The sequence below is a fragment of the Caballeronia sp. LZ034LL genome (genome assembly GCF_031451215.1).
Taxonomy (GTDB): Bacteria; Pseudomonadota; Gammaproteobacteria; order Burkholderiales; family Burkholderiaceae; genus Caballeronia.
In genome coordinates this window covers 1198954-1217485 of sequence record NZ_JARUXR010000004.1, presented here as the reverse complement: position 1 = coordinate 1217485, position 18532 = coordinate 1198954, and the positions used below count along the sequence as shown (strand labels likewise).

Sequence of the window (18532 nt, the reverse complement as noted above, 5' to 3'; positions counted from 1 at the left end):
TTCAGCGGGCTGTGCTCGCCGGGCGCTCGCGGTCGATGCGCAGCCGGTACTGAAACGTGTCGCCGCGAAAATAGAGGTACTCGAAATCGAGCGGCGTGCCGTCCGCGCCGTGCGTAAGGCGCTCGATGCGCAACAGCGGCGCGCCTTTCTTCACATCGAGCGACCGGGCGATATCAACGGGCGCCGCGATGGCGTCGATGGCGAGATCCGCGCTGCCGAGCGGCACGGCGCAATCGTTCTCGAGGATCAGGAAGATGTCGCGCGTCACGAGGTCCGCGCGCGCGAGCGGCCGCGCGAAGTGTTCGGGAAGAAAGCTGATCTCGTAGGAAACCGGCGCGCGATTCAGCAACCTCACGCGATGAATCTCCGCTACCGGACTGCCCGGCGCAAGACCGAGCCGGGCGGCGACGTCGTCGGCCGCCGGCACGATATCGAAGCTCAGCACGCGGTTGAGGATGTCGTGCCCGCCTTCCGACATCGCCTCGGCAAAACCCTGCAGCGACGTCACGTTCTGGAACGCGCGCGGCTGGGAGACGAACGAACCCTTGCCGTGCACCTTGAAGATCAAGCCTTCCTTTTGCAGATCGCCGAGCGCCTGGCGGATGGTGATGCGGCTCACGTCGAACATCGCCTGGAGCTCGCTCTCCGACGGCATGCGGCTGTGCGGCGGATAGCGTCCGTCGAGAATCCCGACGCGCAGCGTGTCCTTGATCTGCGCATACAGCGGCACCGGCGAGTCCGGGAAAACAGCGGGGGGAGCGGCGGATCGGCGGGTCGGCATGAAGGTGGCGGGGCAGAAGGCGGGCGCATGTGCGCGTCCGGACGCGGCGTGCAGCGATTATAACGATGCCTGCCGCGCGGCCCTCCAGCCATAAAGAAATGACGAAATATTGGTTAGCCGTTGCGGTGCGCTCGCCGAGAATGAGGCCTGATCGATTCGGGTCGCAGCGAGGATGAACATGAGCGAACGCAGCGCGGGTGGAACACGGGAAGCGGATGTCTCGCGGGCGGCCGTCACGCTCGTCACCGTGCCGGGTCTGTACGGCAGCGAGGACGCGCACTGGCAGAGCTGGCTCGAAGGCGAGGTGGCGTCGGCGCGGCGCGTCGAGCAGCGCAACTGGGACCTGCCGCATCTCGATACCTGGAGCGACGCGGTACGCGACGAACTGGCGGATATCGACGGTCCGGTGGTCATCGCGGCGCATAGCTTCGGCTGTCTCGCGACCGCGCATGCGCTGGCGCATCTGAAGCCTACCGGCGCGCACGTGCAGGGCGTGCTGTTCGTCGCGCCGGCCAGCCCGGCGAAGTTCCGCTTTGCCGGCAACTTCAGCGCACGGCGTCTGGATACGCTCTCGCTCGTGGTGGGCAGCGAAACTGACCCGTGGATGCCGCTCGACGAAGCGCGCACGCTGGCGCAGCACTGGAACAGCGCGTTCATCAATCTCGGCGACGCGGGGCACGTGAACACGGCGGCGGGTTTCGGACCGTGGCCGCTGGCGAAGCATTTCGTCGAGACGCTCGCGCGGCGCGCACCGTCCGGCGACGAACTTGAACAAGAAGACGACACGGAGCAACAGCGCGCGTACGGATAAGCGCTGTTGCTCCCGTCGTATAAAAATGGCCGCCTTCGAGCGGCCTTCGTGTGTTGTGCAGTATCGAAACCCTGTCACTGGAGAACAAGAATGGCGGTACACAAGAAGCTGCTGATCGCAGCCGCGGTTGGTGTCACCCTCGGTATCACACTCGGCATGACCGGCGTCGCGCATGCGGACACGACGCTCCTCAACGTGTCCTACGACGTCACGCGCGAGCTGTACAAGGACATCGATTCCGCCTTCATCGCGGACTACAAGAAGAAGACCGGCGAGACGGTTTCGGTGCGGCAGTCGCATGGTGCATCGAGCGCGCAGGCGCTCTCGGTGACGCAGGGTCTTCAGGCGGACGTCGTGACGATGAACCAGCCGAACGACATCGACCTGCTCGCCGAACGCGGGCAACTGGTGCCGGCAAACTGGCGCAGCCGTCTGCCGGATGCCAGCGCGCCCTACACCACGACGATGGTGTTCCTCGTCCACAAGGGCAATCCTAAGAACATCAAGGACTGGAACGATCTGGCGCGCAACGGCGTGCAGGTGGTGATCGCGAATCCGAAGACCTCGGGCAACGGCCGCTATACCTATCTCGCGGCCTGGGGCTACAAGAAGCAGCAGGGCGCCACCGACGCGCAGGCGCAGACCTTCGAAAAAGCCATCTTCAAGAACGTGCCGGTGCTCGACACCGGCGGCCGCGGCGCGACGACCACCTTCACGCAGCGCGGCATCGGCGACGTGCTGGTCACCTTCGAAAACGAAGTGGGCCTGATGAGCGCGGGACCGGGCGCGAAGGACTTCGAGGCGGTGTATCCGTCAGTGAGCCTGCTGGCCGAGCCGCCGGTGTCGATCGTCGACAAGGTGGTGGACAAGCGCGGCACGCGCAAGGAGGCGCAGGCGTATCTCGACTTCCTGTACACGCCGGCGGCGCAGGAGATCATCGCGCAGCATCATCTGCGTCCGCGCGATCCCGGCGTGCTGGCGAAACACGCGAGCGAGTTCAAGCCGTTGAAGACCTTCACGGTCGAGCAGCTGTTCGGCAGCTGGCAGAACGCGCAGAAGCTTCACTTCGCCGATGGCGGTACCTTCGATCAGGTCGTCGCCGACAAGAACTGAGCGCGCTGCACTGTTGATTACTGCCCGCCGCGCGGCGCCTGGATCATCTTCCAGCCGTTGCCGGCGGGATCGCGGAAACCCGCATCCACGCTGCCGTAGCGCTCCACCGGCTCCTGCGTGAACTCCACGCCGCGCGCCTTGAACCGCGCGTAAGCCGCGCGGCAATCGGCGACCGCGAGCACGAGCGGCGGCATCGCGCCCTTGGCGACCATCGAACGGAGGGTTTGCGCGGTGGCGTCGTCGTGAATCGGCGGGCCGGGTGCGAACAGCCCCAGCTGGAACGCGGGCTGGTCCGGATGCTGCACCGTGAGCCAGCGATAGTCGCCGTTGCGCACGTCCGTATGGACGCGGAATCCGAGCTTGTCGACGTAGAACTCCAGCGCTGCGTCCTGATCGTCGACATACACGCCCACCACATTGATACCGTCGCTCATGTTTCCTCCTCGGTTGATGAGCGCACTGTAGCCGTGGCCGAACGGCGGCGCTTCTCCAAAACTGCCATCGTCAGATCGGGACGCAGCGCGGCCTTCAGGACACAGGCGGGCACCTGCCGCAGCGGACTGTCTGCGGCGCGCAGCGCGGTGCGCACGGCGCCGGGGCTGCTGCCCTTGATGTCGCGGAACACGCGGCCGAACGTGCCGAGGCTTTCCCAGCCGGTGGCGAAGGCAATCTCGGTGATGCTCAGTTCGGTATCGCGCAGCAGGCTGGTCGCCTGCTCGATGCGCCGCGTCAGCAGATAGCGATGCGGCGGAAGCCCGAACGCGCGCTTGAAGGACCGCGCGAAATGCGCTTCGGAGACGCCGCTCACGTCGGCCAGCCGGGCGACCGGCCACGCTTCGTGCGAGGCGGCGTCCATGCGGTCCTTCGCGCGCAGCAGGCGGCGCAGCAGGGCGGGGTCTTCGAGCGGAGCGGCGGAGGGCAGCGGGCGAGGTGGCATGAATCCGGAACGGCAGGCAAATTTCGTTTAGTGTAGGCGCGAACGCGGCGTCGGATAAGCATGTGCACGAATCCGTGCGATTCCGCAAGCAAGGCACGCGCGCGAAACGGCGCACGCCCACGTAGCCTCAAGCTGATCCCCTATCTATTCTTCTGTTCACAAGGTGAACGCGATGTCCACGACTTCGAATCCGGCCGCGAAACTCGTCGTCGTTACCGTGCTCGTCGGCGTGGGCGCGGGGCTCGGCGGCATGTTGCTCGCACTGCTGCTGCATGCGGTGCAGCACGTCGCGTTCGGCTACAGCGTCGATTCGTTGCCCGGCAAGGAAAGCTTCCTCGAAGGCATCAGCAGCGCGTCGCCGCAACGGCGCTTCATCGTCCTGACGCTGTGCGGCGTGATTGGGGGCACGGGCTGGTGGCTCCTGTATCGCTTCGGCAAGCCGCTCGTCAGCGTCGCGGACGCCATCAAGGCCGACGGTCCGCGCATGCCGCCCGTCAGCACCGTCGCCAATTCGCTGTTGCAGATCGTGACCGTCGCGATGGGCTCGCCGCTCGGCCGCGAAGTCGCGCCGCGCGAAATCGGCGCGCTCTGGGCCGGCTGGCTCGCGCACTCCGCGAAACTCACGCCGGCGCAAGCGCGGATCATGGTGGCGTGCGGCGCGGGCGCGGGGCTCGCGGCGGTCTACAACGTGCCGCTCGGCGGCGCGGTGTTCGTGCTGGAGGTGCTGCTCGCCACGTTTGAAGCACGCATCGTCGTGGCCGCGCTGCTGACGTCGGCCATCGGCGCGTTCGTCGCCTGGATCGGACTGGGCGATGCGCAGACCTATCGTCTGCCGGTCTATTCGCTCGATGCGCAACTGATCGTCTGGGCCGTCGTCACGAGTCCGCTGTTCGGCGCGGCCGCGCGGCTCTTCGTGAAGTTCACCAAGGCGGCGCGCGCGAACGCGGCGCGCGGCACGTCGCTGCCCGTGCTGCTGTTCCTGAACTTCATGTTCGTCGGCGCTTTGGTGATCTATTACCCGCAACTCGCGGGCAACGGCAAGAGCGCTGCCGGATTGTCTTTCGAGGACCATCTCGGGTTTGCGCTGGCCGGCGTGCTGCTCGTGCTGAAGGTAATCATCGAGGTGAGTTCGCTGCGTGCGGGCGCGCAAGGCGGCCTGCTGACGCCGAGCCTGACGAACGGCGCGCTGCTCGGCGTGGTGCTCGGCAGCGTCTGGAATGTGTTCTGGCCGGGCACGCCGCTCGGCGCGTTCGCGGTGATCGGCGCGGCGGCCTTCCTGGCCTCGGCGATGCAGATGCCCCTGACGGCGCTGGTGCTGACGCTCGAGTTCACGAACATCGAGCAGGGCTTCCTGATTCCGTTGGCGCTGGCGATCGCGGGCGCCATGATGACCTTCCGCGCGCTGGGCGAGACGCGTCCGGCGTCGGCGCTTGCGCCTGCGACCACGCCGGCTCCTGCGCCCGCGCAGGGACTGCACGGGGTGTCGGATTAGGCATATTGATGTGCGTTGCGCTCGACCTGGAACACCGACACCGCTTCACGCAGCGACTCGGCCTGTTCGGCGAGCGACTGTGCGGCCGCCGAAGCCTGTTCGACGAGCGCCGCGTTCTGCTGCGTCACCTCGTCCATTTGCGCGACCGCCACGTTGACCTGATCGATGCCCGTGCGCTGCTCGCCGGATGCGGCGGCCACTTCGCTCATGATGACCGTCACGCGGTTCACGGAAGCCACCAGTCCTTCGATTGCGCTGCCCGCATGCTCGACGAGCGCCGAGCCGCTGGCCACGCGCGTGGTGGAATCGTCGATGAGGGTCTTGATCTCCTTCGCGGCGACGGCGCTGCGCTGAGCCAGCGCCCGCACCTCGCCGGCGACGACCGCGAAGCCGCGTCCCTGATCGCCGGCGCGGGCGGCTTCCACTGCGGCGTTGAGCGCGAGAATGTTGGTCTGGAACGCGATGCCCTCGATCACGCCGATGATGTCCGCCATGTGCGACGAGCCCTGCGCGATGCCGCGCATGGTCGCGACGACCTCGTGGACGTTCGCGCCGCCCTGCGTGGCGTCGCCGCACGCCTGGGTGGCGGCGTGCGTGCCCTGGGCAGCGTTGTCGGCGTTCTTCGCGACGGTGCTCGCCAGTTCCTCCATGCTCGCCGCGGTTTCTTCGAGCGAAGCCGCCTGCGATTCGGTGCGCCGCGACAGATCCACGGTGCCCTGTGCGATCTCGCGCGCCGCGCCGGCAATCGTGACGCTCGACGACTGGATGCCGAGCACGATGGCGTTGAGCCTTGCGCGCATGCTTTCGAGCGAAACCATCAGGCTGTCGGGATGACGATGCGCCGTTGCGACCGGCTCGCGCAGATTGCCTTGCGCGATGCGCGCCGCCAGCGCCTTGGCCTCGTTCGGCTCGCCGCCGAGCGCACGGGTCAGCGCGCGCGTGATGAGCAGCGCGGCCGCTGCGCCGCTCAATGTGGCGAGCACGCCGAGCGCGATCATGATGGCTTTCGCGCGGGCGTAGGCGTCGTCGGCATCGCGATTGGCGCTCACGTTCTGCTGGTCCTGCAACGCGACCAGTTCTTTCGCGGCGTTCATCCAGTTGCGCTGCACGGGACGCAGTTCGTCGATCAGCACGTGCGTCGCGCCCTGCTGGTCGCGCGCCTCGGCAAGCGCCACCGCTCGCTCGATGACCGGCGCGGCAGCGGCTGCCTGGGTGCGCAACGTGTCGTAGAGCGCGCGTTCGCGGGCTTCGGTCTTGTCGTTCTGTGCGAACCGCTTGCCGAGCGCGTCGAAGGCTTCCGCATAGCCCTGCGCCTGCGTGCGGATGCGTTGCTTCTCGGTTTCGATCGCGGCGATGTCACTCATCAGCGCGACGTTGCGCAGCGCGATCATGCGGTCGCTGATCGAGAGCGTCAGTTCGTGCGCGAGCTTGGCATCCTCATTGTTGACCTCGACCACTTCGTCGAAGCGCGCCTGGATCTGCGCCATGCTGAAGAGCCCATAGGCGAGCACGGCAAGCAGCATCGACAGCACGATGCCAAAGCCCAGACTGAGTTTGGTGACCACCTTCATGTTCGACTTCTCCGTAGACGGGTTGACGCGGATTCGCGCTCGCGAGCAAATCCTATGCTTTCAAACTGTTTACGGAGCAGATTCGTTTTACTTTAGGCCGCTTGCATCCGCATTCGTCACGTTTTGCGCGGCGGCGAGCGGCGAGCCCATCGCCTGGAACAGCGCGGCCGTGTCGCTCATGCGCGCGCTGCCGGCGCGGATCGCGGTGAGGCGTGCATTCAGCGACTGCTGCTCGCTGCCGCGCGCGGCGCGTGGCGGAATGGCGCCGAGCCGTACGCGTGCGAGCGCATCGGCCGATGCATCGCGCGCCTTGCTGCTCGCGCTGTCCGCGAAGGCGAGCGCCTCGGCGTCGTTTTCCAGCGCCGCCAGCGTGTCCGCGACGTTGCGGAAGGCCGCCAGCACCGTCTGCTTGTATTGCTCGACGGCGGCGTCGTACGTGGCGATGGCCGCGCGCCGCTGCGCGAACAACGCGCCGCCGTGGAAGATCGGCGCCGACAGCGAAGCGCCGATGCTCCACAACGCGCCCGCGCCGGACAGCGCCGTCGGCCAGCTGAAGCCGCCCCGGCCCATCGATGCCGATATCGACAGACTCGGGAACAACTGCGCCGTCGCGACGCCCACTTGCGCGGCGGCGGCCTTCAATGCGGCGTCGGCGGCCTGGATGTCGGGGCGCGTCTGCAGCAGTTCCGAAGGCAGCACGAGCGGCACGTCGGGCGGCACGGTGAGGCTCGCGAGATCGAGATCGTCGGGGGCCTGGTCGGGCGTGCGGCCGAGCAGCACGGCCAGCGCATGACGGTTCGCGAGCCATTGCGCGCGCAAGCCGGGCAGTTGCGCCGCGAGCGAGGCCGCGTTCTGCTGGGCCGTGAGCACGTCGGCGCGCGAGGCCGAACCGAGCGCGTAGCGGCGTTCGGTGTCATGGGCGTCGTCGCCCGCGAGCGTAATGAGCCGTTCCGTGATGTCGATCTGCGCATGCAGCGAAGCCGCGCCGATCGCGCCCGTCACGATATTCGCGGCGAGCGCGCGCCGTGCGGCGTCGAGCTGGAAGGCCTGCTGATCGACCTGCGCCGCCAGCGATGCGTTCGCGAAGCGCGCCGCGCCGAACAGGTCGAAGGTGTATTGCGCCTGGATCTGTCCGACGAAGAGGTTGTACAGCGCGGTAGGCGGGCCGAAGTCGGGGATGGTGAGGGCACGCTGGCGAGTGGTCTGTCCGCCCGCGTCGATGGACGGCAACAGCGACGAGCCCACCTGTGCGCGCAATTGCTCGCGCGCGGCGACGAGCGTCTTGTCCGCGGCGGCGAGATCCGGGCTGTTGCGCAGGCCTTCATCGACGAGCGCGTTCAGCGTGTCCGAGCGATACGCCTTCCACCACTCGGGCACCGGATGCGCACCGGCGACGAAACGTTGCGATGCGCCCTCGGCGGTGACGGTGGCATCGGCTTGCGGCTGGGCGCCGTAATGCGCGGGCGTGGGCATCGCGGGCGGCTTGCCGTCCGGGCCGAACGCGCAGCCGGCGAGCACGGCGCTCGCGGCGAAGATCAGCGTACGAGTGCGGTTCATGACGAGGCTCCCTCGCGTTCGTCGAGCTTCACGCGGAACCACGCGGCATAGAGCGCGGGCAGGTAGAACAGAGTGAGCACGGTCGCGCTCGTGATGCCGCCCATCAGCGCGGTGGCCATCGGGCCGAAGAAGTTGCTGCGCAGAAGCGGGATCAGCGCGAGCACGGCGGCCGCGGCGGTCAGCGTGATCGGGCGGAAGCGTCGGACCGTTGCGCCGATGATGGCGTCGAACCGCTTGTGGCCCGAGGCAATGTCCTGCTCGATCTGATCGACGAGGATCACCGAGTTGCGCATGATGATGCCGAACATGGCGATCACGCCGAGCATCGCGACGAAGCCGAACGGCTTGCCGAAGGCCAGCAGCGTGACGACCACGCCGATCAGACCGAGCGGCGCGGTCAGCACGACCATCATCACGCGCGAGAAGCTCTGCAACTGGATCATCAGCAGCGTCAGCACGACGATCACCATCACCGGAATCTGCGCGTTGATCGACGCCTGGCCCTTGCCGCTTTCCTCCACCGGTCCGCCCACCTCGATACGATAGCCCACCGGCAGCGCGCGGCGAATGGCGTCGAGCTTGCCGTCGATGGCCTTCGTCACGTCGATGCCCTGCGCATTGCCCGTGACATCGGATTGCACGGTGAGGGTCGGCTGCCGGTCGCGTTCCCAGATCACGCCGTATTCGAGCGTATCGACGACGCGGCCCAGCGCGCCCAGCGGCACCGGACCGTTCGGCGTGGGCATTGCGAGGGTGGCGAGGCGCGCCGGATCCACGCGTTCCGCGCGCGGCGCGCGCAGATCGACGCCGATGAGCTTGTCGCGCTCGCGATACTGCGTGACGGTCGTGCCGCTTTGCGTCATCGCGAGGAAGCTGGCGATGTCCTGCGACGTGACGCCCGCCGCGCGCGCCTTCTGCTGATCCACTTCGAAGCGCACCGAGCGTTCCGACGGCTCGTCCCAGTCGAACTGGACATTGGTGGTGCGCGTATCGGCGCGCATGTCGGCGGCGACCTGTTCGGCAATGTGCCGCACCGTGCCGATATCGTCGCCGCTCACGCGGAACTGCACCGGATAGCCGACCGGCGGCCCGTTCTCCAGGCGCGACAGGCGCGTGCGCACGGCCGGGAAGCGTTCACGCAGCATCGGATCGAGCCAGCGCGCCAATTGTTCGCGCGCCTCCACCGACTTCGCCGTGACGACGAATTGCGCGAAGTTCGGCGTCGGCAGTTGCTGGTCGAGCGGCAGATAGAAGCGCGGCGCGCCCGTGCCGACGAAGCTCACCACATGATCGATTTCCGCGCGGCCCTTCAGCGCGGTTTCGAGGCGCTTCGCTTCGCGCAAGGTGGCGTCGAACGACGCGCCTTCCTGCAGGCGCACGTCGATCAGCAGCTCGGGCCGGTCCGAGCTCGGGAAGAACTGTTGCGGCACGAGCGTGAAGCCCGCCATCGCGATGACGAACAGCACCACCGTGACGGCCAGCACCACGAAGCGCCGCCGCACGCACCAGCCCACCCAGCGGCGCAGGCGGCCATAGAACTTCGTGTCGTAGATGTCGTGTTCGTGATCGTCGGGCAGATGCGCTTCCTTCTTGCGCTCGGGCAGCAGCTTGTAGCCGAGCAGCGGAATCAGCACGACCGCCGCGAGCCACGACGCTATCAGCGCAATGGCCGAGACTTCGAAGATCGAACGCGTGTACTCGCCGGTGCTCGACTTGGCGAGCGCGATCGGCAGGAAGCCGGCGACCGTGACGAGCGTGCCGGTCAGCATCGGGAACGCGGTGCTGGTGTACGCATAGGCCGCCGCGCGCGTGCGGTTCCAGCCTTGCTCGAGCTTCACGGCCATCATCTCGACGGCGATGATCGCGTCATCCACGAGCAAGCCGAGCGCCAGGATCAGCGTGCCCAGCGACACCTTGTGCAAGCCGATGTCGAACAGATACATGAAGAGCGCGGTGACGGCGAGCACGATGGGAATCGAGATCACGACGACCATGCCCGTGCGCACGCCGAGCGACACCAGGCTCACGATCAGCACGATGATCACGGCTTCCGCGACGGCTTCGAGGAAGTCATCGACGGAATGCGACACCGCATGCGGCATGCTGGAGACTTCGGTGAGCTTCAGGCCCGCGGGTAGTTGCGCACGCAACTTCGTCATTTCGGCATCGAGCGACTTGCCGAGACGCACGACGTCCTCGCCGGGCTGCATCGTCACGCCGATGCCCAGCACCGGCGCACCGGCCGAACGCATTTGCGTGGCGGGCGGATCCACGTAGCCGCGCGTGATCTTCGCGATGTCGCCGAGCCGGAACGAGCGGCCATTCACGGCGATGAGCGTATCGGCGAGCGCGTCGATGCTCTTGAACTGGCCGCTCGGGCGCACGAACACGCGGTCGTTCGGCGTGTTCATCACGCCGGCGGGCGCGACGGCGTTCTGTCCGTCGATGGCCTGCGCGATCTGCTGCGGCGAGAGCGACAGGCGCGTGAGCGTCGTATTCGGAATCTCGATATAGATGCGCTCTTCCTGGTCGCCGAAATAATCCACCTTCGCGACACCCGGCACGCGCAAGAGCACGGTGCGCAGCGAATCGGCGTAGTCGTGCAGTTGCGCGGGCGAGAAGCCGTCGCCTTCGAGCGCGAAGATGTTGGTGTAGACGTCGCCGAACTCGTCGTTGAAGAACGGACCCTGCACGCCGGGCGGCAGCGTCGCGGCGATATCGCCGACCTTCTTGCGGATCTGATACCACTCTTCCGGCACATCCTTCGCGGGCGCCGAGTCCTTCATCTGGAAGAACAGCAGGGATTCGCCCGGGCGCGAGTAGCTGCGCATGAAGTCCGTGTACGGCGTTTCCTGCAGCTTGCGCGCGATGCGGTCGGTCACTTCCTCCTGCACCTGACGCGCGGTCGCGCCCGGCCAGAAGGTGCGGATGACCATCACGCGGAACGTGAACGGCGGGTCTTCCGACTGCGCTAGGCGCGTGTACGAGAGGATGCCGAAGATCGTCGCCATCGCGATCAGGAAGATCACAAGCGCGCGATGCCGCAGCGCCCATGCCGACAGGTTGAAACGGCCTTCCTCGTGACGCTGCGCGGCGTCTTCGCTGGACGTGGAATCGCGCGCGCTCATGAAGCGAAGTCCTCGGGATGCAAGGGCGCGACCACGCGCACCTTTTCGCCCGCCGAGACGGTATGCACGCCTTGCCACACGACGCGGTCGCCCGCCTGGATGCCGCTGGCTATTGTCACGGTGCGCTCGCCGAAACGCGCGATCTCCACGCGCCGCAGTTCGAGTGCGTCGCCGGGTTTGGTCACGACCCATACGGCAGGGTGACCGTTGTCGTGGAACAGGGCCGTCGACGGCAACGTGAACGCGCCGACGGCCGCCTGCGCCGGGGTGAAGGCGATGTCCGCCGTCATGCCGAGCCGGACTTCGGGCGTCGGCGCTTCGAGCGTGAGCTTCGCGCGCCAGGTGTGGCTCTGCGTGTCGGCGGCCGGGGAGAGCTCGCGCACGCGCGCCTTGAAGGTGCGCTTGGGAAGCGCGGTGAGCTTCACGTCCGCCTCATGGCCGACCGCAAAAGCGCTGAGCGAGGATTCGGGCACGTCGCAGATCACGTCGATGTCGCCGCTCCATGCCAGCGTGTAGACGGCCTGACCCGCGTTGACGTTCTGGCCGGTGTCGGCCTGCTCGGCGGTGATGACGCCGGCGTGATCGGCGGCGAGCGTCGCATAGCGCAGCTGGTCGCCGGCGAGCGCGGCCTGCTGCTGCGCCTGATTGCGCTGCGCCAGCGCCGACGCATAGGCGTTCTGCGTCTGTTCGAGCTGCGCGGGCGCGATCAGGTTCTCGGCGGCCTGGGCGCGGTCGCGGTCGAGCTGCTGCTGGGCGTAGACGAGTTGATGCGAGGCGGCGTCGAGTTGCGCGCGGGCGCTGGCGCTGTTCTTTTCGACATCGGCGGGATCGAGTCGGGCAACGGTCTGCCCGGCCTTCACCGTATCGCCGATACGCACGCGCCGCTCGAGAATCTTGCCATTGATGCGAAAGGACAGCGGCGTCGAATAACGCGCCTGCACCTGACCGGGCAGCGTGGCAAGCGGCGCGGCGTTATCCGCCTTGGCTTCGACCGCGACAACGGGTCGGGGCGCGGGCGCGGCAGCTTCATGGCGCTGACAGGCGGCGAGCGTGACGCAGAGGGTCGTGCAGATGATCGGAATGGCTGCCGCGCGCGAGAAGGCTGGCGTGGTCAAGGAGAAGCGCTTCACAGGAACCTCGGCGCCCGTCGGGGCATGAGTGCGCGCGTGCCGCAACGATCGAAGCGCGCCGCTTGGTGGCGAAGCAAAAGCCGGAAAGAGCCGCAAAAACCGGGGATGTCCGTGAGACCTCGCGCGACGGATGGCTTATTCCATTTGTCTGTCAGGCCCGCCCGGAAAGGGCTTCAGTCATCCCGAAAAGAAACTGCGGTGGATTCTAATACACACCTGTATCTGAATGCAAAGCAGAATGTGTAAGCTGGCCGATGCTACACTTCGGCCCATGAAACCCGTACGACTGACCCGTGAACAGAGCCGTGACCAGACGCGCCAGCGTTTGCTCGACGCTGCGCAAGCCGTTTTCATGAGGAAGGGTTTCGGCGCGGCGAGCGTCGAGGACGTGGCCGCCGAGGCGGGCTATACGCGCGGCGCGTTCTATTCGAACTTCGACAGCAAGGCGCAGTTGCTGCTGGAAGTGCTCAAGCGCGATCACGACACGACCATGGAGCACCTCTCGACCATCTTCGAGGACGGCGAGGCGTCGCGTGCGGACTTGGAAGCGCGCGTGCTCCAGTACTACAGCGAGTGTTACCAGGACAATGCCTGCTTCCTGCTGTGGGTCGAGGCGAAGCTTCACGCGAGCCGCGACGCCGCTTTTCGCACCAGCTTCAACGCGCTGATGCGTGAGCTCAGGCAGACCACGACGGACTATATCGAGGCGTTTTCCGAGCGGGTGGGTACGCCCTTGAGCATGCCCGCCGGCCAAATGGCGCTCGGGCTGATTGCCTTGTGCGACGGCGTGCAATTTTTCTATTCGTCCGATCCGCAATCCGTGCCCGCGGAGTTCGCCCAAAGCGTGCTCGGGCATTTCTTCCGGCGCGTCGCGCTGAATGGCGGCACGGAGTAACGCGGAAACTTTGCCGCGGGCTTTCGCCTTCAATTCGCATCTGCGCAGCCTGCCATTCCGATCAGTGGCCGATTTACCACGAGGGTAATCATCGACAGTATCCGTACTGCTGATGGACGTATCATCGAAACCCGAGTGCGGGATCCCATTTTCAGCCTTTCACAGGCATTCGATGACACGCGTTATCCGGAACATCTGGATCGCCGGCGTCGTGATGATCGCCAGCAGTCTGGTTTCAGCCAATGAGCAGGCCCGCTTGTTTCCTCTGGAACGAGCCGCCGCAGGCATGGTGTTCTTTCCTTATCCGGCCGTGGTTTCAACGGCCGGCGTGCGCACCGTTCGAACCGTGCATGCGCGGTTCTCATATGGCGCTTCCGAGAGACATGCAGGCACGGCGCCCTTGTCCGGCGCCGGTGTCAGTCTCGTCGATCCGAATACGGCGGATCGGCAATATCCGCAGGCATTGCCTGCGGATTCGCTCGGCAATTCCGGTAAATCGCGTAGCGATTTCGCCAGCGATGAAGACGACTGGCATTTTCAGGCCAATCCGCAACTCGGCGTGAATCACGAGCACGAGAAAGGATTGACCTTCCTGATGCGCCGGGGTTTCTGATTCTCTGCATTCCCGGCGTCAGTGTCCCTGAAAGAACCGGTTATTTGCCGCGCGCTTCGGCATAGCGCCGTGCAACCTCGGGCCAGTTGATCACGTTATAGAAAGCCGCGATGTATTCCGGCCGGCGATTCTCGTATTTCAGGTAATAGGCGTGTTCCCAGACGTCGAGGCCGAGAATCGGCTTATTGCCCGATCCGATGCCGCTCATCAGCGGATTGTCCTGATTCGCCGTGCTGCTGACCGCGAGCTTGCCTTGCTTGTCGACTTCGAGCCACGCCCAGCCGCTGCCGAAACGCGTCAGCGCGGCCTTTGTGAACGCTTCCTTGAAGGCATCGAAACCGCCGAGATCCGAGTCGATCGCCCGGGCCAGTTCGCCGTCCGGCTGACCGCCGCCCTCCGGCGACATCACGGTCCAGAACAGACTGTGGTTAGCGTGGCCGCCGCCGTTGTTGCGCACGGGCGCGCGCAGCGCTTCGGGCAACGCGTCGATATTCACGATCAGGCTCTCGACCGGCTCGTCCTTGCGGTCCGATTTTTCCAGCGCCGCATTGAGGTTGTTCACGTAGGTCTGATGATGCTTCGTGTGATGGACCTCCATCGTGCGGGCGTCGATGTTCGGTTCCAGTGCATCGAATGCATAAGGCAGGGGAGGCAGGGTGTAAGGCATCGAATGCTCCTTTCGGTTCGAAGTGGGGATCAGTGCCGCGCGGTGTGGCTGGGGTGAAGCGCGGCGTCGCCGTCGGCGATGCCGCGTGCAATGAGCGGATGCGGCCCGTGACGGGCGAGATGGCGAATCAGCGCGACATAGGTTTCGCGGCTGTGGCGCAAGGCGGCCTGGCGCAGCGTCGCGGGCCGGTCGGCGGCTTGCGTCAGTGCGATCAGGGTCGCGTGCGCGCGGCACAACCAGGGCGCCGCGCGATCGGGCGCGCCCTGCGCGACATGCAGGTCCGCCAGATTGTGATGCGCGACGACCAGCGCGGCGAGGCAATCGTCCGCGCGACCGGCGGGCGGCGCGTCGATCAGCCGATGCGCGATCGACAACGCCCGCTCGTAACCGGCGAGCGCCAGCGCGGCGCGTCCGTTGCGTTCGGCCTGGACGGCCTGACGCATTTCGGCTTCCCACAACGCGAGGGTCGGCTGGCAGGGAACGGACGTGTCCGATGAGAGGTCGGCAATCTGCTGATGCATGGCGAGGGCTCCTGTTCCATCGCCCTTTGCGTCGACCTGGCGTCTGCGTACTCGGGTTAGTCAATGATAACCATTATCATTTGGCCTTGCCAACCCCGTTCCCGACGTGGACATACGCACGGCTTTGGCCTCTACTGGAGCGGTGTCCCACCAGACAGGGAAGGCATCTTGGCCAGCGCACCCTCCGAAAAGCACGAACACCACAAACTCCGCGAACGACCGCATGCAGTCGCGGCGCAAGCAAGTCCTTGCGACGAAGGCATCATCCGCGTGCAGACGTGCGCCAACGACGCGCCGTGTACCCGCAAGCGGCTCGCGTTGTCCGCGACCATTCTCGGTTCGAGCATGGCGTTCATCGACGGCTCGGTCGTGAACGTCGCCTTGCCGTCGATCCAGAGTGAATTCGGCGCGAGCATCGCGGCGATGCAGTGGGTCGTGAACGCCTACCTGCTGTTCCTCGGCGCGCTCGTGCTGGTCGGCGGATCGCTCGGCGACAAGCTCGGACGGCGCACGATCTTCGTCGCCGGCATTGCGCTGTTCACGGTGGCGTCGGCGGCGTGCGGCTTCGCGCCGGACACCGGCTGGCTCATCGCGGCGCGCGCGGTGCAGGGCATCGGCGCGGCGCTGCTGGTGCCGAGCAGCCTCGCGATCATCGGCGCGGTGTTCGACGGCGCCGAGCGCGGTCGGGCCATCGGCACGTGGGCGGGTGTGGGTGCGATCACGTCGTCGGTGGGACCGGCGGCGGGCGGCTGGCTCGTCGATGCGTTCTCCTGGCGCGCCATCTTCTTTCTCAACGTCCCGCTGGCCGCCGTGACGATCCTGCTGGCGCTGCTCTCGGTGCCCGACAGCCAGAAGGCCGACGCGCCGTCGACACTGGACTGGCCCGGAGCGGTGAGCGCCGCCGCGGGACTGGCCGCGCTGACCTACGGGCTGACCGAAGCGCCCGCGCACGGTTTCGGCGCTGCGCGGGTGCTCGGCATGATCGGCGCGGGCGTGCTGTTGCTCGCGGTGTTCCTGGTCATCGAGGCCAGAAGCCGCGATCCGATGATTCCCCTCGACATCTTCCATTCCCGCGATTTCACCGGCGCCAACGTGGTCACCTTGCTGCTGTACTTCGGGCTGGGCGGCGTGCTGTTCTTCCTGCCGTTCACGCTGATTCGCGCGTATGGATTTAACGCGGCACAAGCAGGCGCCGCCCTCCTGCCGATGCCGCTCATCATCGGCCTGCTGTCGCGCTTCACGGGCGGACTGACGGGCCGTCACGGCGCGCGGGCGCTGCTGACCGTGGGGCCGGGCATCGCGGGCATCGGTTTCGTGATGCTGGCGCTGCGTGTCGCACCGGCCAGCTATTGGCTGGGGTTCCTTCCGGCACTCGTGGTCCTCGGCCTCGGCATGACGATCACCGTCGCGCCGCTGACGACGACCGTGATGGCGTCGGTGCCGGGCTCGCGCGCGGGCACTGCTTCAGGCATCAACAACGCGGTGGCGCGCGTGGCGGGCCTGCTGGCCATCGCCGTGCTGGGCATTGCATTCGTGTGGTCGCGCGACGCCGTGTTGCGCGCGGGCGGCGCGGAGCCAGGCGCCATTGCCGCAGGCTTGCGTGCCGTTGCGTTGCTCTCCGCGCTGTGCGCATTTGCGGCATCCGGCGTCGCGGCGGCAACGATACGAAAACACGCTTGAACGCGCCGGGCCGAGGTGATTTAGCAGAGTCGAAAGGCCAGAACAATAGGCGGTTTCCGACCACTGCGTAAATTGCATGGGATAACGAAATGACATACAACCACCCGGTGTTTTGAGAGTTTTCACGAAGTTGAACGCTCAACTTCAACCTTACAATGGCTTCACATTCCTGATGTTTGGAGTTACTGACTAATCGGGAATGTGGAGGCAAAGATCCCGAGTTTCGGGTCAACGGCTGATTGGCCGTTTTTATCTGACTAAGGAGTAGAACAACATGATCAAGATCGAAAGAAGCGCTCTGGGTGTGTCCCACGTTGCCGGCGGCGCGAGGAAGCAGTCGACCACGACCATCATCGAAGTGCCCGGCGTTCCCAGTTCCACCATTTCGCCGACCACGGGCACGACCGGCAGCGCAAGCTCGACCATCGTCGTCAATGGCAAGGAAGTGATCAGCCAGTCGGTGACGTTCTAAGCTTCGCCCGCCGAAATGCAACATGGGCGGAACATGCGTTCCGCCCACGTTGTTTCGGTCCCGCGCTCGCTCAGGCGTTCGTGTGTTTCAACGTTTTGGCGCGCTTCTGAAGTGCTTCCGTCGTATGTCCCTCGCCGTTCGGCAGCCAGCCGGGAGGACGCAGCACGAAGCTGATTGCATCGGAGACACTTTTCGCCCGCACCACATCCTTCACGAGATTCGCCCAGTGTTCCAGTTCCACGACCACGGGATTATGCGAAGTCGTCGGCGTCGTGAGGCCGTAGATGCAGGGTTCTTCAGCGCGTTCCTCTACATACGTGCCGAACAGCCGGTCGAAGACAATCAGCACGCCGCCGAAGTTGGCATCGAGATAGGTGGCATTCGAGGCATGGTGAACGCGGTGCGCCGAAGGCGTGTTGAGCACGTATTCGAGCCAGCCGAGTTTCGGAATCCAGGTGGCGTGCAGCCAGAACTGATACAGCAGGTTGATCGACACCACCGCCAGCACCACATCGGGCTTCACGCCGAACCACACGAGCGGGGTGAAGAACAGCGCTGAGCCGGCAAGCTTGGTCAGCCAGCCAAGACGGTAGGCGGAAGACAGCGTCAACTGGTTCGGCGAATGATGCACGGCGTGATTCGCCCAGAAGAAGCGGATCGTGTGCGAGGCGCGGTGGTACCAGTAGTAGCAGAACTCCTGTCCGATGAAGAGCAGGAAGATCGTGAGCGCCGTGTTGCTCGTGACCGTGTGGATCCGGTGCTCCCATGCGAAGTTGAAGAGCGGCGTGGCCAGCGAGATCGGCACAAACGCGAGCAGCTTGCGGCCGACGAGATCGGCAAGAGAGATCCAGGCTTCATGCCAGTCGAAGGCGCGGTCGGTGCCCTTGTGCTTGAAGTGCAGGACGAGCGCTTCGATCAGCGACGCGGTGAGGACGATGCCCATCGCGTACAACGAGATCTTTCCAAGCAGTTCCAGTTCCATGATGGTTCGCCTTGGTGGGTGGATTGCGAATGAACCCATTGTGGCGAGCAGCCTGTTCAAAATCCACGCGCAAACTATTTCACCTTATGTCAGGGCGTTCGCTGGAACCCGCATGCCTTGTGGGGCAAGCGTTTCCGGCGAGTCATGTCATCAGGTTTCAGGCGCGGCGAGCGAAGATGCGC

17 protein-coding genes are annotated in these 18532 nt (G+C 65.9%); 7 read left to right on the top strand and 10 right to left on the bottom strand.

The window, feature by feature from the left end:
* Position 1: 1 nt before the first annotated feature.
* Entirely contained in the window at positions 2-781 is a 780-nt protein-coding gene (locus QCE83_RS33030) for a GntR family transcriptional regulator (protein WP_309820863.1), read from the bottom strand.
* A gap of 178 nt (positions 782-959) precedes the next feature.
* Between QCE83_RS33030 and QCE83_RS33025 the strand changes: the two genes are divergently transcribed.
* Complete coding sequence (locus QCE83_RS33025) at positions 960-1592, top strand: alpha/beta hydrolase (RefSeq protein WP_309820861.1); 633 nt, start codon at positions 960-962, stop codon at positions 1590-1592.
* 90 nt (positions 1593-1682) lie between these two features.
* Positions 1683-2705 (top strand): sulfate ABC transporter substrate-binding protein, encoded by a 1023-nt coding sequence (locus QCE83_RS33020; RefSeq protein WP_309820859.1) that lies wholly within the window; start codon positions 1683-1685, stop codon positions 2703-2705.
* Between the two features lie 17 nt (positions 2706-2722).
* On the opposite strand, the gene QCE83_RS33015 is transcribed toward QCE83_RS33020, so the two are convergent.
* The gene (locus tag QCE83_RS33015; protein WP_309820856.1) at positions 2723-3139 is read right to left on the bottom strand and encodes a VOC family protein; all 417 of its coding nucleotides are present in this window, start codon (positions 3137-3139) and stop codon (positions 2723-2725) included.
* Positions 3136-3642, bottom strand: coding sequence for an AraC family transcriptional regulator (locus QCE83_RS33010; protein WP_309820853.1), 507 nt, complete (start codon positions 3640-3642; stop codon positions 3136-3138). The genes QCE83_RS33015 and QCE83_RS33010 overlap by 4 nt, the downstream gene beginning before the upstream one ends.
* 172 nt (positions 3643-3814) lie before the next feature.
* Here QCE83_RS33010 and QCE83_RS33005 point away from each other — a divergent pair, with 172 nt between their 5' ends.
* Positions 3815-5134 (top strand): chloride channel protein, encoded by a 1320-nt coding sequence (locus QCE83_RS33005; RefSeq protein WP_309820851.1) that lies wholly within the window; start codon positions 3815-3817, stop codon positions 5132-5134.
* On the opposite strand, the gene QCE83_RS33000 is transcribed toward QCE83_RS33005, so the two are convergent.
* The 4 genes from QCE83_RS33000 to QCE83_RS32985 form a co-directional block, all read right to left on the bottom strand.
* Entirely contained in the window at positions 5131-6705 is a 1575-nt protein-coding gene (locus QCE83_RS33000) for a methyl-accepting chemotaxis protein (protein ID WP_309820849.1), read from the bottom strand. The genes QCE83_RS33005 and QCE83_RS33000 overlap by 4 nt on opposite strands.
* A gap of 87 nt (positions 6706-6792) precedes the next feature.
* Complete coding sequence (locus QCE83_RS32995; RefSeq protein WP_309820847.1) at positions 6793-8262, bottom strand: efflux transporter outer membrane subunit; 1470 nt, start codon at positions 8260-8262, stop codon at positions 6793-6795.
* Positions 8259-11390, bottom strand: coding sequence for an efflux RND transporter permease subunit (locus tag QCE83_RS32990; protein WP_309820845.1), 3132 nt, complete (start codon positions 11388-11390; stop codon positions 8259-8261). The genes QCE83_RS32995 and QCE83_RS32990 overlap by 4 nt, the downstream gene beginning before the upstream one ends.
* Positions 11387-12505, bottom strand: a complete 1119-nt coding sequence (locus QCE83_RS32985) for an efflux RND transporter periplasmic adaptor subunit (RefSeq protein WP_309820843.1) — start codon at positions 12503-12505, stop codon at positions 11387-11389. The genes QCE83_RS32990 and QCE83_RS32985 overlap by 4 nt, the downstream gene beginning before the upstream one ends.
* Positions 12506-12791: 286 nt before the next feature.
* On the opposite strand from QCE83_RS32985, the gene QCE83_RS32980 reads away from it, so the two are divergent.
* Complete coding sequence (locus QCE83_RS32980) at positions 12792-13415, top strand: TetR/AcrR family transcriptional regulator (protein WP_309820841.1); 624 nt, start codon at positions 12792-12794, stop codon at positions 13413-13415.
* Between the two features lie 214 nt (positions 13416-13629).
* Positions 13630-14028: a hypothetical protein gene (locus QCE83_RS32975; RefSeq protein WP_309821212.1), complete on the top strand. Its 399-nt coding sequence runs from the start codon at positions 13630-13632 to the stop codon at positions 14026-14028.
* 40 nt (positions 14029-14068) lie between these two features.
* On the opposite strand, the gene QCE83_RS32970 is transcribed toward QCE83_RS32975, so the two are convergent.
* The gene (locus QCE83_RS32970; RefSeq protein WP_309820839.1) at positions 14069-14695 is read right to left on the bottom strand and encodes a superoxide dismutase; all 627 of its coding nucleotides are present in this window, start codon (positions 14693-14695) and stop codon (positions 14069-14071) included.
* A 29-nt stretch (positions 14696-14724) separates the two neighbouring features.
* Entirely contained in the window at positions 14725-15216 is a 492-nt protein-coding gene (locus tag QCE83_RS32965) for a DUF2753 family protein (RefSeq protein WP_309820836.1), read from the bottom strand.
* Positions 15217-15384: 168 nt separating this feature from the next.
* Here QCE83_RS32965 and QCE83_RS32960 point away from each other — a divergent pair, with 168 nt between their 5' ends.
* Both QCE83_RS32960 and QCE83_RS32955 read left to right on the top strand, forming a co-directional pair.
* Positions 15385-16896 carry an MFS transporter gene (locus QCE83_RS32960; protein ID WP_404986064.1) on the top strand — a complete coding sequence of 504 codons (1512 nt, stop codon included), beginning with the start codon at positions 15385-15387 and terminating at the stop codon, positions 16894-16896.
* Positions 16897-17170: 274 nt separating this feature from the next.
* Positions 17171-17368 (top strand): hypothetical protein, encoded by a 198-nt coding sequence (locus QCE83_RS32955; protein WP_309820834.1) that lies wholly within the window; start codon positions 17171-17173, stop codon positions 17366-17368.
* 70 nt (positions 17369-17438) lie between these two features.
* Here the strand turns inward: QCE83_RS32955 and QCE83_RS32950 are convergent, their stop codons facing one another.
* Positions 17439-18350, bottom strand: a complete 912-nt coding sequence (locus QCE83_RS32950) for a sterol desaturase family protein (protein WP_309820832.1) — start codon at positions 18348-18350, stop codon at positions 17439-17441.
* Positions 18351-18532: the final 182 nt, after the last annotated feature.